The following is a 15,419-nucleotide window of genomic DNA, read 5'->3' as shown; positions in this document are numbered from 1 at the left end:
TCAGCTCAGCTCCGCGGTCCGCAGCCGGTCCGCGACGTAGCCGACCAACCGGCCCACCGTCAGGCCGATGATCTCCTCGAGCTCCATGCCCGCGATGAACTCGGCGAAGTTGATCCGGGCGCCCCAGCGTTCCTGGAGCTTCCCGGCCAGGGTCACCAGGTCGATGCTCTCCAGTTCGAGGTCCTCGGTGAATCGGGCCTCCATGGTGACCTCGGCCTCGTCGAGGCCGTACTCGCCGAGCACGGTGGCCAGCATGCCGGCGATCTCGCCGAGAATCTCCTGCTCGGTGGGCGGGCGCTGCTCCATGGTCTGCTCGCTGACGGTCACTTGGTCACTGCCCCTTCGTGCGTCTCGGCAAGGTGGTCCACCACGAGGTCGTTCTCGGTGGTGCGGTTCTCGGTGTGCTGGCTCTCGGCGTCGTCCGTGGTCCAGGCCACGACGTAGCGGCGGTCCGGGAGGCCGGGCGGGCCGCCGACCAGCGTGCAGCGCACCCGGTGGGCACGTGGGCCGCCGGGCCCGGCGACCCTGACCAGCAGGGCGGTCGGATCGGCGCGGACGACCGTGAAGTCGCGTGGCAGACCCCGGGGTCCGGTGCCCTCGGCCTTGGCCACCGCCTCCTTCGCGGCCCGGAAGCGGGTGAACCAGAGCGTCTCGGTGCCGCCGTGGGCCGCGCGGCAGGTCGCCAGCAGAGCCAGCTCCGCCGGACCTGGCGCGAGCGGCTGCGGCTGGGCCGGACGGTCCGCCACCTCCTCCAGGCCGATGCCCGGGCCCGTCCCGCCGGCGGCCCCGGGCGGCCGGACGAGGGCGACCGCCACCTCGTCCCGGTGCGCGAGGGAGACGTCGAGTTCGGGGACCTGTCGGCCGTGCAGCCCGACCACCCGGGGTCGGCCGCCCGGGTCGTCGCGCACCTCGATCTCGGCGGGGAACACCGGACCCTCGCCCTGCTCCCACAGCCACCGCCGCACCGCGTCCTTCACCGCGATCCGCCCCAGCAGCCACGCCCGGCGGCCGCGCGGCGGCTGTTGCTCGTACCGGGCCCGTTCGGCGGCACCCAGGTGGTTGCGCATGATCAGGTCGCGGGAGGCGAGGTCGGGCCAGCGCTCGTGCAGCAGCACCCAGCCGCCGCGCTGCGGCGTCGAGAGGGTGTTGCGCTCGACGAACCGCTCGACTGGGCGGGCCTCGGGGTGGCTGTCGAAGCGGCGGTCCTGCCAGCCGCGTAGCTGAGCCCAGACCGTGCCGCCCGACTGCAGCTGCACGTCGGCTTCGAGGGTGGTGTCGGTGAGTTCGGTGATCCGGATGTGGCAGTGGAGCTCGGTGCCGGGCCGCGGCGGTCGTCCGTGGAAGCGGAGCTGCCGCAGGCCGACGGGGAAGACGACGGTGCGCTCGGTGTGGGTGGCCATGATCCAGTAGCCGAGCAGCTGACCGACGTTGTCCAGCAGCGCGCCGGGGGCGGGCGGCGCGGTGATCACGCCGCGTACGTGCCGCTCGCCGAGCGCGGTCAGCTCGGTCAGCCCCTGGAACGCCGGGCCGTGGAACATCCACCGCTCCTCGTACAGCCCGGCTGCCGTCAGCTCCGGGGTGCGCTCGCCTCCCGGGTCCACCGGCCAGGGGGCCGGCGGCGGCTCGTGACGATCCATCAGTTCGACCGTGCCGCGCGCGTATTCGCCGAACGACGCGGTGTACAGGCCCGGGCCGGCCTCCTGCAGGGTGAGTTGCACGTCCATCGGTGTCGCGGCCGGCACCCACTGCCCGAACCGCATCTCCCGCACACCGCCGGCCACTCGGCCGGGCTCGGCCCGCTCGGCGGCGTCCATCAGGTGCTGCACGATCGTGGTGGCCGGGACGACGGGCCAGCGGTCCGCCAGGTCGGGCCAGTCGGGGCGCTGCCGGAAGAAGCAGTGGTCGCGCAGGTAGGGCATGGCGTCACACGAGATGTGCACGCTGCTGGTGCGCACGGACCGCGTCCGGTCGGTCGGCGACCGCGGCCGATCGCTCACCGGCCGGGGCGGTTCGCTCACGGGCCGCCCCGCGCCGAGCAGTTCGACTGCGGCCCGCTCGGTGTCGCGCAGCAGCGCGTCGAGTTCGGCCGCCACCGGGAAGCGGTCGGCCAGCTCGGCGAGGTCCGCACCGCCCGGGCCCGGCCGGTGCGGCGGCGCCGCGGGCGGGCTCGACTTCCGCGCCCCGGCGACCAGTTCGGCGCGGAGCCCGCCGAGCGCGGCCGCGTCCAGCGAGACGAGCGCACCGCCGAGGTCCAGCCGTACCGCCGGGTGCGCCCGTTCCGCCACCCCGGCGCCGGCCACCGCCGCGCGGGCACCCGCCGGCCGCAGCGCGTCCGTGTCCGGTTCGGCGCCGTCCGCCCAGAGCGCGGCGGCGACCCGGCGCAGCTGGGCCATCCCGTCGCGGTGCGGGGAGTTCGCCGCGACCGTCAGGTGCTCCCGGTCGCCCAGCGTGTCGCCCACCAGCGAGGCGAGCTGCCCGCCGCCCAGCTGGACGAACGCGCGGAAGCCGGCCGCGTACAGGGCTTCGACCAGCGGCCGGAACCGCACCGGCTCGACCAGGTGACGGAGGAACAGGGCGCGCACCTCGGCCTCGGCGGCCGGGAAGGGTGCGGCCGTCGTGCCGGACCAGACGGGCACGGTCGGCCGGTGGAGTTCGAATCCCTCGGCCGCCCGCTGGATCGGCGCCAGGTACGGGGCCAGCATCGGCGTGTGGAAGCCGGACTGGAACGGCAGCACCTGGCCCAGCACGCCGTGCGCGCGGAACCAGCGCACCAGCTCGGCGACGGGCCGCTCCGGACCGCAGACGATCGACTGCTGCGGCGCGTTGTCGTGCGACAGCACGACCTGCGACATGCCGTCCACCGTCGCCAGTGCGTCGAGCACCCGTGCGGCCGGGGCACCGAGCGCGGCGAAGGCGAGCCCCGGGACGCGGAGCGTGTCGGGGTCGAACGCCTCCAGGAAGGCGTCCACCGAGGCACCGGAGTAGAGGCCGCCGGCGGCCATCGCCGTCCACTCGCCGACGCTGTGTCCGGCCACGGCGTCCGGCCGCACGCCGATCCGGCGCAGGGCCGCGTCGAGCAGCCGGCCGACGGCGAAGACCCCGACGCCGTGCCGCCCGATGTCGCCCACGCCGCCCGCCAGGACGGGGCGGGGCAGGCCGAAGTGGTCGGCGACGTCGTCCACCCGCGGGGCGAACTCGGCCTCCAGGCCCGGGAAGAGGAACGCCACCCGGCCTGCCCGGCCTCCCCGATCGGCGGCGAGCAGCGGCTCGGGCGCGAACCAGACGTCGCTGCGCCCGCGCCAGGCCCGTCCGTTGGCGACCGCGCGGCGAGCCAGCGCCAGCCGCTTTCCGGTCGGGTCGGCGATCGCCACTCGGCAGCGCGGCGCGGGGCCGCCCGGCTCGGGCAGGCCTGCGGCGAGCAGCGCGCGGTCGTCGGCCGCGAGCAGCTCCGCGAGCTGCTCGGGCCCGTCGGCGGCGAGCCGCAGCACCCGCTCGGGTTCGGACACGACCGCGGTGGTCCGTACGGCCGTGTCGGCCACGACCGCGGTGGGTCGCACGGCTGCCGCGCCTACCCGGGCCGGGCCCGGGGCCTGCTCCAGCACCACGTGGGCGTTGATCCCGCCGAAGCCGAAGGCGTTCACCCCGGCGCGACGGGGCGTGCCGTCGGCGGTCTCCCAGGGCTGCGCGGTGTCGACGGTCCGGAACCGGGTGCGGGCCAGCGCGGGGTGCGGTTCGTCGCAGTGCAGGGTGGGCAGCAGGACCGCGTGGTGCACGGCCAGCGCCGCCTTGACCAGTCCGGCGACGCCGGCGGCCGGCATGGTGTGGCCGATCATCGACTTCACGGAGCCGAGCACCGCTCGCTCCTCACCCGCCATCGCAGGGCCGAAAACCTCGGCCAGCGTGGCGAGTTCGGCCGCGTCCCCGGCCGGGGTCGCGGTGCCGTGGGCCTCCAGCAGGCCGAGAGCGCCGCCGGCCGCAGGGTCGAGTCCGGCCGCCCGCCAGGCCGCCCGCACCGCCCGGCTCTGGCCACCCGGGTCGGGGGTGGCCGGCCCTGCGGTCCGGCCGTCGCTCGCCACGCCGGTGCCGCGGATCACCGCGTACACCCGGTCGCCGTCGCGCTGCGCGTCGGCGAGCCGCTTGAGCACCACCACACCGGTGCCCTCGCCGATCAGCAGCCCGTCGGCGCCCCGGTGGAACGGGCGGATCCGCTGGCTCCGGGAGAGCGCCCGCAGCTGCGCGAACACGCTCCACAGCGTGACGTCGTGACAGTGGTGCACGCCGCCCGCCAGCACCAGGTCGCAGCGCCCGCTCGCCAGCTCGCCGACCGCCTGGTCCACCGCGACCAGCGACGACGCGCAGGCGGCGTCCACCGTGTACGCGGGGCCGCGCAGGTCGAGCCGGTTGGCCAGCCGGGAGGCCGCGAGGTTGGGCACTAGGCCGATCGCCGACTCCGGCCGGTCCGGGCCGAGCCGGTCGGTGAACGCGGCCCGCACCCGGTCGAGTTGGCCGGCGGTCAGCTCGGGCAGCAGCTCGCCGAGGGTGCGCACCAGCTGGTGGGCACCGCGGACCCGCTGGTCGAGCCGGACCAGGCCCGGCGTCAGGTAGCCGCCCCGGCCCAGCACCACGCCGACCCGGTCGCGATCGGGCAGCCGCTCCGGGCCGCCCGCGTCGGCGATGGCGGCGGCGGCGACCTGCAGCGCGATCAACTGGTCGGGCTCGGTGCCGGGCACCGAGGTCGGCATGATGCCGAACCGGGTCGGACACACCTCGGCCAGTTGGTCCACGAAGCCGCCGCGCCGGCAGTACAGCCGGTCCGGCGCGGCCGGTCCGGCGGCCGCCGCCGGGTCGTAGTAGTCCGCGTCCCAGCGGCCCTCGGGGACGTCGGTGATCGCATCGACGCCGCCCACCAGGTTCTGCCAGTACGTCGCGAGGTCCGGGGCACCGGGCAGCAGCACCGCCATGCCCACCACGGCCACTGGCGGCAGTTGAGTGCCGGTCACCGCTCCCCTCACCAGCCCGAGGCGGTGTAGACCACGGACCGGACCGACTCCTCGCCCCAGGCCAGCTCGCGCAGCAGCGCCAGCGTGCCCGCACCCGGGTCGATCAGCCGCACGCCCCGGCGGGCGTAGTCCCGGGCCAGCTCCGGCGAGACCATGCCGCCGTGCGGGCCGGACGGTGCCCACGGGCCCCAGTGGACGGTCAGCGCCCGGCGCCCGGTGCGGTCCGACCAGCGGGCGCCCAGCTCCTCCAGCGCGTCGTTGGCCGCCGCGTAGTCGGCCTGCCCGCGGTTGCCCAGGGCGGCGGCGATGCTGCCGAAGAGCACCGTGAAGCGCGGCCCGGCCGGCAGCTCGGCCAGCGCGTCGAGCAGGGCCCGCGCGCCGTCCGCCTTGGTGGCGAAGACCCGCCGGAACGACTGCGGGTCCTTCTCGGCGAGCACCTTGTCCTCGATCACGCCCGCGGCGAAGACGACGCCGTCCAGCCGGCCGTGTTCCGCGTACACCTCCTTGACCGCCTGCCGCAGGGCCGCCGGATCGGCCGCGTCCACGACCTGGTAGCGAGCCGTCGAGCCCAGCGCGGACAGCTCGTCGAGCGTCGCCGCGATCTCGCGTCCGGCCAGCAGCCCGGCGGCGGTGCGGTCGACGTCGGCCAGTGGCACACCCTGCCGGGCGAGCACGGCCCGCAGCGCCGACCGGTCCTGGGCGGCGGCCACCGCCGGGGCCTCGACGCCCTCCGGCGGCGCGGTGCGGCCCAGCAGTTCCAGGCGGCAGCGCGAGGCCGCCGCGAGGGCCGCGGCGAACCGCGCGGTGATTCCGCGCGCCCCGCCGACCAGCAGCACCACCGCGTCGCGGTCCAGACCCAGCGCGGCGGCCTCCGCCACTCCGTCACCGGCCGGCCCTGCCCCGGTACTGCCCAGCACCCCTAGGCCGCGCTCCACCAGCGCCAGGCCCTGGCGTCCGTCCGGCCCGTGCAGCACCACCGGCTCGCGGTCCTCGGCCAGCAGCTCGCCGACCAGCGCGTTCGCCACCTGCGCCGGACCGACCCCGAGGCCGAACTCGACCAGCCGGGCGGTGGTCTGCGGGTACTCGCGACTCACGGTGCGGAACAGCCCGCGCAGTCCGTCCGTCCGGCCGCGGCCGGCCGGTGCCGCGGTGCGGGCGCCGAGCAGCCAGCGGGGAGCGCCGGCCAAGGCGCTCTGGAGCGCGGGCACAAGGCCCGGCAGCACCGGCGCACCGTCCTCGCGGAGCGGGTCCAGCAGCAGCACACCGTCCACCGGGCCGTCTGCCGTGGACAGTTGGTGCCCGGCGTCCAGGGCCAGCAGCTGCGCCCCGGCCGCGGTGAGCCGCGCCGCCAGGGCCTCGGCGACCGCGCCGCCGTCCGAGCCCAGCACGGCGAAGCGCCGGCCGGCCAGCGACTGGGGTGCCAGGGCGGGCCCGGCCAGCGGCACGGCGGCGAACTCCAGGCGGGCGGGCTCGTCACCGACGACGTCCGACGGCTCGGGAAGCTCCGCTGCCGACGCTGCTGCCACCGTTGACTCCGGGGCCGGCCTGCGCTCGGGAGCGGCCCCGTCCAGCCGGTCGGTCAGCCAGCGGGTGATGGCGGCGGCGGTGCGGGCGCCGGAAAGCCGCTCCAGCCCCTCGTCGCCGAGCGTGACGAGCTCGCCGCCCGGGCCGGCGGCCAGCCGGCGGGCGAGTTGGCCGATGATCTCGGTGCGCTTGATCGAGTCGATGCTGAGGTCGGCTTCGAGGTCCAGGTCGGGTTCGATCATGTCGGCCGGGTAGCCGGTGCGTTCGCTGATCACCTCGACCACCGTGCGCAGTACGTCGGCCTCATCGAGGGCGGGCCGCGCCCCGTCCTGCGGCTGAGCCACCAGCCCGGCAGCGGGTGCGGCGGCGGACTCGGGCAGGGCCGCCGCTCTGACCGGCATCGGCAGGACCTGCGTCACCGGGTACGGCGTCGGCGGGACCGGCAGCGGGACGGCCGGCGCGACGCCCGACCCGCCGAGATACGTGAGCAGCACGTCCCGCTGAGCCGCGATCATCTCCCGGCTGCTCCGCAGGAACTCCGACACCAGGGCGTCCCCAGCAGACTGTTGACCGTTCGCGTGCGGTTCCTGCGTCGTCATGAGGGCTCCAGGTACGGGTCGGGCCGGTGCCAGCGCACCGGGCAGAAGTTCTCCGGCGGCGGTGCGCACCAGCTGCCCGTCCACCGTCCAGCCCGGCCGGCGCGTGCTCCGCGTCCGGCCCGCGGCCACCGCGTCACGGCCGCGCAGCAACCGGCCGGTACGCACCGGCAGTCCGGCGACGGCCAGCTCGGCCAGCGCGTCGAGAAAGCCGTGCAGGCCGCCGCGCCGCCCCTCCACCGAGACCGCCCGGTGCGGCCGGTCGCCCAGCACCGCCGAGACCAGCCGGGTCAGCACCGAGCCGGGGCCGGCCTCGACGAACACCCGGGCGCCCGCCTCGTACATCGCCTCGATCTGCTCCGCGAAGCGCACCGGGGCGCCGAGCTGCGCGGCGAGCTCGCCACGCACCGCGGCGGGATCCGCCGGATAGCGCGCGGCCGTGCGGTTCGACCAGACCGGGAACTCCGGGCTGCGCACCGTGCGGTCGGTCAGCGCCCGGGCGAACCGCTCGCCCGCGCCCGCGACCAGCGGGCTGTGGAAGGCGCACGCGACCGGCAGCCGCTTCGCGCCGTACCCGGCCTCCGCCAGCAGTCGCACCGCGGCCGTCAGCTCCGGCGTCCCACCGGAGATGACCGTCTGGCGCGGTGAGTTGCGGTTCGCCGCCACCACGCGACCCGCCAGCCCGGCGGCCACCAGCACCTGCTCGACCTGCTCGGCGCCGGCCGCCACCGCGGCCATCGACCCGGGGTCGCCGCCCTCGCCGACCGCGTCCAGGATCGCGCGCGCACGATCCGCGCTGATCGAGGGCAGGTCCTCGGCCGCCAGCGCGCCCGCCGCGCACAGCGCCACCAGCTCACCGTAGCTGTGGCCGGCCGCCAGCTGCGGACGCACCCCTACGAGCCCCAGTAGCTCGTACGCCGCCAGGCCGGTCATCCCGAGCGCGGGCTGGGCCACGGTGGTGTCGGTCAGCGCGGCACGCTGCCGTTCGCGTGCCTGCGGCGTGAAGGCCATCGGCGGGTACAGCACGTCCGTGTACGCCTGCCCCAGCCGCAGATGCCGCCGCACTGCGGGGAACGCCGAGAACAGCTCCGCGAACATTCCCGGACGCTGGCTGCCCTGCCCGGGGAAGAGGAACGCCACCTCGCCCTGCGCCACCTCGCCCTGCGCCACCTCGCCCTGCGCCGCCCCGCCCTGTGCCGCCTCGCCCAGTCCCGCGCCGTCCGGCTCGGCCAGGTGCAGCCCGGCCGCCGGGTCGCCCTGCCCCGCCATCGCCAGCCGCAGTAGCGCGGCCAGCTCCGCGACGTCCGAGGCCACCACCGCCACCTGGACGGGCCCGGCCGCCGACTCCGCCCGCTCGGCGGCGGTCAGTGCCAGGTCGCGCAGCCGCCACGGCGACCCGTCCGCCTCCACCTGCCGCAGCAGCTCCGCCACTGTGCGCAGCGCCCGTGCCCGATCGGTGCCCCGGAAGGTGAAGAGCTCGGCCGGCCACTCCTGCAGCCCGTGCACCGGCGGCGGTCCGTCGTAACCGCGCAGCACGGCGTGGAAGTTGGTGCCGCCGAAACCGAACGCGCTGACACCGGCCACCCGTTCGGCGGGCGGTGCGACCCACGGCCGGGCCTCGGCGTGGAACGCGAACGGGCTGACGTCTTCCTGCCACGCCGAGTTCGGCTGCGTCAGGTGCAGCGTCGGCGGCTTGATCCCGGTGTACAGAGCCAGCGAGGCCTTGATCAGCCCGGCCAGACCGGCCGCGCACTTGGTGTGTCCGATCTGCGACTTCACCGACCCCAGCGCGCAACTCTGCGGCGCCGCACCCGCCTCCGCGAAGACCGCGCTCAGCGTGGCCAGTTCGGTACGGTCGCCGACCACCGTCCCGGTGCCGTGCGCCTCCACCAGTCCCACCTCGGCCGGCCCGATCCCGGCACTGCGGTAGGCGCGCTCCAGCGCTGCCCGCTGCCCCTCGGGCCGGGGAGCCGTCAGGCCCAGCGACCGGCCGTCACTCGCGCTGCCGATCCCCTGCACCACCGCGTACACCCGGTCGCCGTCGCGCTCCGCGTCCGCCAGCCGCTTCAGCACCAGGCAGCCCACCCCCTCGCCGAGTGCGATCCCGTCCGCCGACGCGTCGAACGGGCGGGAGCTGCCGGTCGGCGAGAGCGCGTGCACCGAGGCGAAGAGCAGGTAGTCGTTGATCCCGTTGTGCAGGTCCGCTCCGCCGCACAGCACCAGGTCGCTGGCGCCCGCGACGAGTTCCCTGCACGCCACGTCCAACGCCGCCAGCGAGGAGGCGCACGCCGCGTCGACCGTGAAGTTGGCGCCGCCCAGGTCCAGCCGGTTGGCGATCCGCCCGGAGATGACATTGGCCAGCATGCCGGGGAACGAGTCCTCGGTGAGCTTCGGTAGCTGCTGCGCGATCGCCTCCGGGACCGTGTCCAGGTAGGCGGGCAGCACCGCCGACAGCACCCCGGCGTTCGAGAGGTCGCTGCCCGCCTCCGCGCCGAACACCACGCTGGTCCGCGAGCGCTCGAAGGCCCGACCGCCGCCCTCTCCGCCGCCGTCGTACCCGGCGTCCAGCAGCGCCCGGCGCGCCGCCTCCAGCGCCAGCAGCTGCACCGGCTCGATGCTGCCCAGCGCGGTGGGCGGGATGCCGTAGCTCAGCGGGTCGAAGGGGATCCGCGGCAGGAAGCCGCCCCACTTGGACGGCGTGGTGCCGGGCCCGCCGTCCGCCGCGTGGTAGCGCGCCGGGTCCCAGCGCTCGGCCGGCACCTCGGTCACCGCGTCCACCCCGCCCACCACGTTCGCCCAGAACGCGGGCAGGTCGGGAGCCTGCGGGAACATGCCCGCCATGCCGATCACCGCGATGTCCAGCGGCGCGGGCGCCGGCTCCGGTTCGGCGAGGGGGAGCAGGCCCAGGCGCTCCGTCAGCTCCACGGCCCGGGCGGCCAGGAAGCGGGCCGCCCCGGTGCTCACCGCGGCGTGCAGCTCGGCCAGCGTCGTGGTGGCCGAGCGCAGCACCGCGACCTGCCCGGCCATGAACATGCCCTGGTCCAGCTGCCCCTGCTCGTCCACCTCGGTCAGCGCCCCCGCCACCCGGTCGACGCCCTTGGCGGCGATCCGCAGCCGGCCGACGTTCAGCCGTTCCAGCTGCTCCCAGGCCTCCCGGTCCGGCACCCCCTCCGCCCGCAACCGCTCGCGCGCCTGGCGGAACTCCACCGTGAAGGGGCTCGGCACACAGCGGGTGGCGTGCCCGGGCGCCGTCTGCAGCAGCTCCGTCCCGCGCGCCGCCAGCACCTGCCGCTGGAACTGCGGCCGCACCGCCCCGCAGGCCACCGCCTCCTCGGTGAACAGGTACGCCGTGCCCATCAGCACCCCCGCGGCGACCCCCCGGGCCGCCGGCGCCGCGGCCATCGCCGCCACCATCGCCGCGGAGCGCGCGTCGTGCACGCCGCCCGCGAAGAGCACCTCCACCTGCGGGTCAGCCGGCGCGGCGGCCAGGAAGTCCTCCAGGACCGCCAACTGCGCCTCCCAGAGCGGGAAGCTGTGCCGCGGCCCGACATGCCCGCCGCACTCCGAACCCTCGAAGACGAACCTGCGGGCCCCGTCCTCCAGGAACTGCCTCAGCAACCCCGGCGAGGGTACGTGCAGGAAGGTGCGGATGCCCGCCTCCTCCAGCACCCGTGCCTGCGACGGCCGCCCACCGGCGATCACCGCGTGGCTGGGTCTCGCGACCAGGACCTCCGCAAGCTGTGCGCTGCGCACCTCCTCCGGCGCGAATCCCAGCACGCCGACACCCCAGGGGAGTCCATCGACCATCGCGGCGGTCCGGGCGAGCAGCTCACGGGTCTGCTCCGCGCCGGCCAGCGCCAGCGCCACGCACGGCAACGCGCCGGCCGCGGCCACCGCCGCCGCGAATCCCGGCTGGTCACTGACCCGGGTCATCGGCCCCTGCACCACCGGCAGCCGAGTGCCCAGCGCCTCGCCCAGCCGCGCCCCGGGCCCGAGCAGGTCCGCCGCCGCACCCGGCTCCGCCGCCGCCCGCAGGCCGTCCAGGACGGCCTCCCGTACGGCCCGCACCGCGCGTGGGACCGTCTCCCAGCGCTCGGCGAACCGCTCGGCCAGGAAGCCGTCCTGACCGACAGTCAGGTCTGCCTGCGGGGCCGCGCCCGGCCGGCTGCGGCGCAGCACGCGCCGCCCGTCGACCACGACGGTCTCGGAACCGTCCATGCCGCGCACGGCCGCCGCGATCTCCTCCGGCACCGCCGACTCCGCCAGCAGCGCGAGCTGGCTGTCCAGCACCACCCCGGCCGCCCCGCCGGCCACGGCCGCCATCGCCGTGCGCGGCCCGATCCCGCCCCAGGCCCAGACCGGTGTCTCGATCCCGGGCGCGGCCAGCAGCTGCTGCAGCAGCACGAACGTGCTCAACTCCCCGACCCGGCCGCCGCTCTCGCAGCCGCGCGCGATCAGCCCGTGGGCCCCGGCGCGGACGGCGGCCAGGGCCTGCGCCAGGTCCGTCACCTCCACCAGCAGGCGGTACTCGGCACGGAGCGCCGCAATGTCCCAGCCGGGCGTGTCCACCGCCAGCACGACCACCTGCGGGCCGGCGCCCCCTGCGGAGCGGAGCTCCTCGGGAACCATCCGGCAGCCGGGGCCCACCCGGACACCGAACCCGGCCGGGGCCCGCTCCCGCAGCCCGGCGAGCTCCTCGCGCGACCGCCGATCACCAACTCCCAGGTCCAGCACGCCCAGTGCGCCCGCACGGCAGACGGCTTCGGCGAGCCCGGCGTCCGGTAAGTGGAACGGGGTGATCCCGATGACGACGTCGGTCAGTGAGCAATGGGGTCTCATGGACTCTCCGGTATGCATCGTGGTGCAGGTCGGGGCATGAGCGAATTCGGAAGGGTGCCACGGGCAACCCCTCACCGCGGACGCGAGGGCACCATTGCGCCATCCCGTGATCCGGTCCAACATCAAGGCTACTGAGTGGTAAGGCCCGCCAGGTTAAACCCATATGGCGAGTGCATGTCAACAGATCGGCAGAGGGGAGCCGCTCGAACCCGGATCCAGCCCCACCGCCGGCCCCACGGTGCCGCTCCGGCCCGCGAGCCCCACGCTGGCCGATCGCCGTCTTCCACAGGCGTCCGTCGACGACCGACATCCGCACGCCCGAAAGCTCCCGAGACGGTCGGCGCCGTCTTCCGCAGTGCCGCCGCCCTCGGCATGGACGCCGTCCTGCTCTCGCCCGACCGCGCCGACCCGCTCTACCGGCGCGCCGGCGCCGTCTCCTGCTACGCCGTCGCCAGCAGAATCGATCAGCCGACTTCCTGCGCTCAGCCTGCCGGGGCGGTGGGCGGAGCCGGGGCGGCGGCCGGGGGCGGCGTGGCGGGGCCGGAGGTGGAGGCGCCGGGCCAGGACTCCTCCAGCGTGCCGTCGGCGCGGACGGTGTAGCGGGTGGAGGTGGCCGCGCCGGTCGCGGCGACCCGCTCCTCCCGCACGACCGTCCCGCCGTCGAGCCGCCAGGCGGCCGTCGCCTGCGGGTCGGCCGCCGAGGTGCGGGAGGTGGCGGCGACCGGGGTGTCCCCGGTGAAGGTGAAGAGTTGGACGAGGTCGACGGGCACCGAGCCTTCAGCCCGCCGCAGCACGACGACCGCTGCCGGGGCGCCCTTGTACCGGGCCGGCAGTACGGTGCTGAGGGCGACCTGCGGGCCGGCCCCGACCGATCGGCCGTCCCGCAGCGCGATGCCGGGCCCGCCGGCCCCGTCGGGGTAGCTGCGGTTGGGCCAGTCCACCACCGGCCCCGCTCCCTGAGGCGGCGCCAACGGGCTGTCGCCCGCGCCGCCGTGCGCGGCCGCCGCGAGCGGCGTGGCCGACGGCTGGGTGGCGGCGGGGGACGGGACGGCGGCGGAGGGCCGGGCGGCGGTGGAGGACACGGCGGCCCCGTCCACCGAGGTCCCGGCCAGAGCCCGCTCACCGGCCGTGGCCGGCGCACTGGCGGTCGATCCTCCCGAGGGCCGCAGACCCTGGTTGCTGCGGTTCTCGCACCCTTGCGCGGCCGCGATGGCCAGCGCGACACCGACCGTCACGGTGACGAAGACGATGAGGCGTTGCCGCAGCAGCCGCTGCCGCGCGCCGACGGGCCGCCCGCCCGGGGCGGGGGTGTGCTGGCGGTCCCGGGGACGCCCCCGGTCAGGGGCGCCGGGCCGGCCGGGGGGAGGGGTCTGCGGCCGGGCCCGCAGCGGGCGGGTCGCCGGTGTCGCCTCGGGCCGGGGGAGCGGGGCGGTGACCCCCTGCGGGTGCCGTGCCGCAGCCGCGGCGGCAGCCCGGGCCCGCGCGGGGGCGGCGGGTTCGGGGGAGCGTCCGGGGGCGGGCACGCCGTGCCGCGCGCCGTCGGGGGCGGACGGGGCCGTCGGGCCTGCCGAGGCCTGGGCTGCGGCCCGCCCGTGGCCGGGCCGTGCACTGCGCGAGCCGCTGCCGGCTCCCGTCGCCGCGCCGCGCGCCGCCAGTTCGCTGAGCCGCTCGTGCAGGGCGGCCGCGCCGGGCCGTTCGGCGGATTCCTTGGCGAGGCAGGCCCGGATGAGCGGTGCCAGCTGCGGCGGTACGGCCGAGAGGTCGGGTTCCTCGTGGACGACCCGGTAGAGCATGACCTCGGAGGACGCGCCCGACCCGAACGGGGTGTCCCCGGTGAGCGCGTAGGCGAGGGTGGCCCCGAAGGCGAAGACGTCGGTGGCGGGCGTGACGGCGGCGCCGCGCACCTGCTCGGGCGCGAGGAAGCCGGGTGAGCCGACCGCGGTGCCGACGTGGGTGAGCGTGCTGGCGCCGCGCGACCAGGCGATGCCGAAGTCGATGATGCGCGGGCCCCGGGGCGACAGCAGGATGTTGGAGGGCTTGAGGTCGCGGTGGACGACCCCGGCCTCGTGCACCTTGACCAGCCCGTCGGCGAGCGCGGCGCCGATCCGGGCGGCCTCGGGCCAGCTCAGCGGCCCCTCGTCGCCGACCCGCTTGTAGAGCGAGGGCCCGGGCACGTACGCGGTGGCGAGCCAGGGGCGGTCGGCCTCGATGTCGGAGCCGACGACGCGGGCGGTGCAGCCGCCCCGGATGCGGGAGGCGGCGGCGATCTCCCGGGCGAAGCGGGTGCGGAACTCCTGGTCCTCGGCGAGTTCGGCGCGGATCAGCTTGAGGGCGACGCGCTGCCCGCGGCGGTCGGAGCCGAGGTAGACCACACCCATGCCGCCGGCGCCCAGTCGCCGGTGCAGGCGGTACGGCCCGACGATGCGGGGGTCCTCACGCCTCAGCCGCATCATCGCCATGTTTCGTTCCCCGTCAGCCTGTGGGTGAGGCCCCGTCGGGTGGGGCATCGTCAGTTCCTGTCTGGCACAGCTTACGGACTGCCCACTGCGGTGTGCTGATACGCAACGCCTCAACCAGCCGTGCGATTGTCGGATCTTGCGTTGACCCGCAGGTCATAGGGGTGCCGAATCGTTTCTCGGGGTTGCCCCTCAGGGTTCCCCCGGGGGTGCGGGCAAGGCTCTCTCCCCCTGCGGTAGTACGCCTTGGGTCTGAGCGTCATACTCCGGGATGCCCGAGGAACAGTACGACGGCATGACGCCCGGACGGCCCCCTGAGCAATAGCGTTGTGTTCAGCGGTGGACGGGGAGCTCGTCCCCCGAGGTAAGCCGTCCACCGCGCCAACTCGACCGGATCACAGGAGTAAGGGCATGGCACCGCAGCTCACGGGAACCTCCCGCCGCCGTCGGCCGGCCGTCACCCAGTCCCGGTCGACGGAGCAGCCCACCCGGCACCCGGCCGTGGCGTTGGCCATGGCCCTGCCGTGCGCGGTGCTGCTGGTGATGTTGTTCGGCGGCTGGGACCAGATGGCGAACCAGGCTCAGGCCGTCGCCGATCTGATCGGCCGCTGAGATCACGCCGGCCCCGACGGGGTCGGCCACAGAACGGGCACTGGTCCCCTGGGGACGGGGAGCAGTGCCGCCGGGGAGGCCGCGGCCGCAATGACACGCGGACGGGCGTGAGTGGTGCGCAGAGCGCCCCGGCAGGCGGAGACGCCGCGTACGGACGTCGGTGAGGGCGACCGTACGCGGCTCTTCTCTTTTCCTGATCTTCTTCCCGACGGTCGGACGGCCCTGCGGCCCGAGGTCACGACAACGCCAAAACGGCCGGGGCCGCAACCCTTACGGGTCACGGCCCCGGCCGTTACTGTGCGCGATACTGGGATTGAACCAGTGACCCCTACCGTGTCAAGGTAGTGCTCTCCCGCTGAGCTAATCGCGCCTGGTGTGGCGGTCCTGCAGCA

At 76.0% G+C, this 15,419-nt stretch carries 4 protein-coding genes, 1 tRNA gene and 2 pseudogenes; 2 read left to right on the top strand and 5 right to left on the bottom strand.

The window, feature by feature from the left end:
• From P3T27_RS23530 to P3T27_RS23520, 3 genes are read right to left on the bottom strand one after another with little or no spacing between them, the layout of a single operon-like run.
• Positions 1-306: a phosphopantetheine-binding protein gene (locus P3T27_RS23530; protein WP_280681869.1), complete on the bottom strand. Its 306-nt coding sequence runs from the start codon at positions 304-306 to the stop codon at positions 1-3.
• A 17-nt stretch (positions 307-323) separates the two neighbouring features.
• Complete coding sequence (locus P3T27_RS23525) at positions 324-5,000, bottom strand: type I polyketide synthase (protein WP_280681614.1); 4,677 nt, start codon at positions 4,998-5,000, stop codon at positions 324-326.
• Positions 5,001-5,008: 8 nt separating this feature from the next.
• Positions 5,009-11,959, bottom strand: a complete 6,951-nt coding sequence (locus tag P3T27_RS23520) for a type I polyketide synthase (protein WP_280681612.1) — start codon at positions 11,957-11,959, stop codon at positions 5,009-5,011.
• Positions 11,960-12,295: 336 nt separating this feature from the next.
• Here P3T27_RS23520 and P3T27_RS23515 point away from each other — a divergent pair.
• A pseudogene (locus P3T27_RS23515) lies at positions 12,296-12,415 on the top strand (rRNA methyltransferase); the annotation flags it as partial.
• A gap of 731 nt (positions 12,416-13,146) precedes the next feature.
• Here P3T27_RS23515 and P3T27_RS23510 read toward each other — a convergent pair.
• A pseudogene (locus tag P3T27_RS23510) lies at positions 13,147-14,418 on the bottom strand (protein kinase); the annotation flags it as partial.
• Between the two features lie 408 nt (positions 14,419-14,826).
• On the opposite strand from P3T27_RS23510, the gene P3T27_RS23505 reads away from it, so the two are divergent.
• Entirely contained in the window at positions 14,827-15,027 is a 201-nt protein-coding gene (locus P3T27_RS23505) for a hypothetical protein (protein WP_280681610.1), read from the top strand.
• A gap of 298 nt (positions 15,028-15,325) precedes the next feature.
• On the opposite strand, the gene P3T27_RS23500 is transcribed toward P3T27_RS23505, so the two are convergent.
• Positions 15,326-15,397 (bottom strand) — tRNA-Val (locus P3T27_RS23500).
• Positions 15,398-15,419 lie beyond the last annotated feature (22 nt).

This window comes from Kitasatospora sp. MAA19 (assembly GCF_029894125.1).
Taxonomy (GTDB): domain Bacteria; phylum Actinomycetota; class Actinomycetes; order Streptomycetales; family Streptomycetaceae; genus Kitasatospora.
This window is presented reverse-complemented; position numbering and strand designations above follow the sequence as displayed.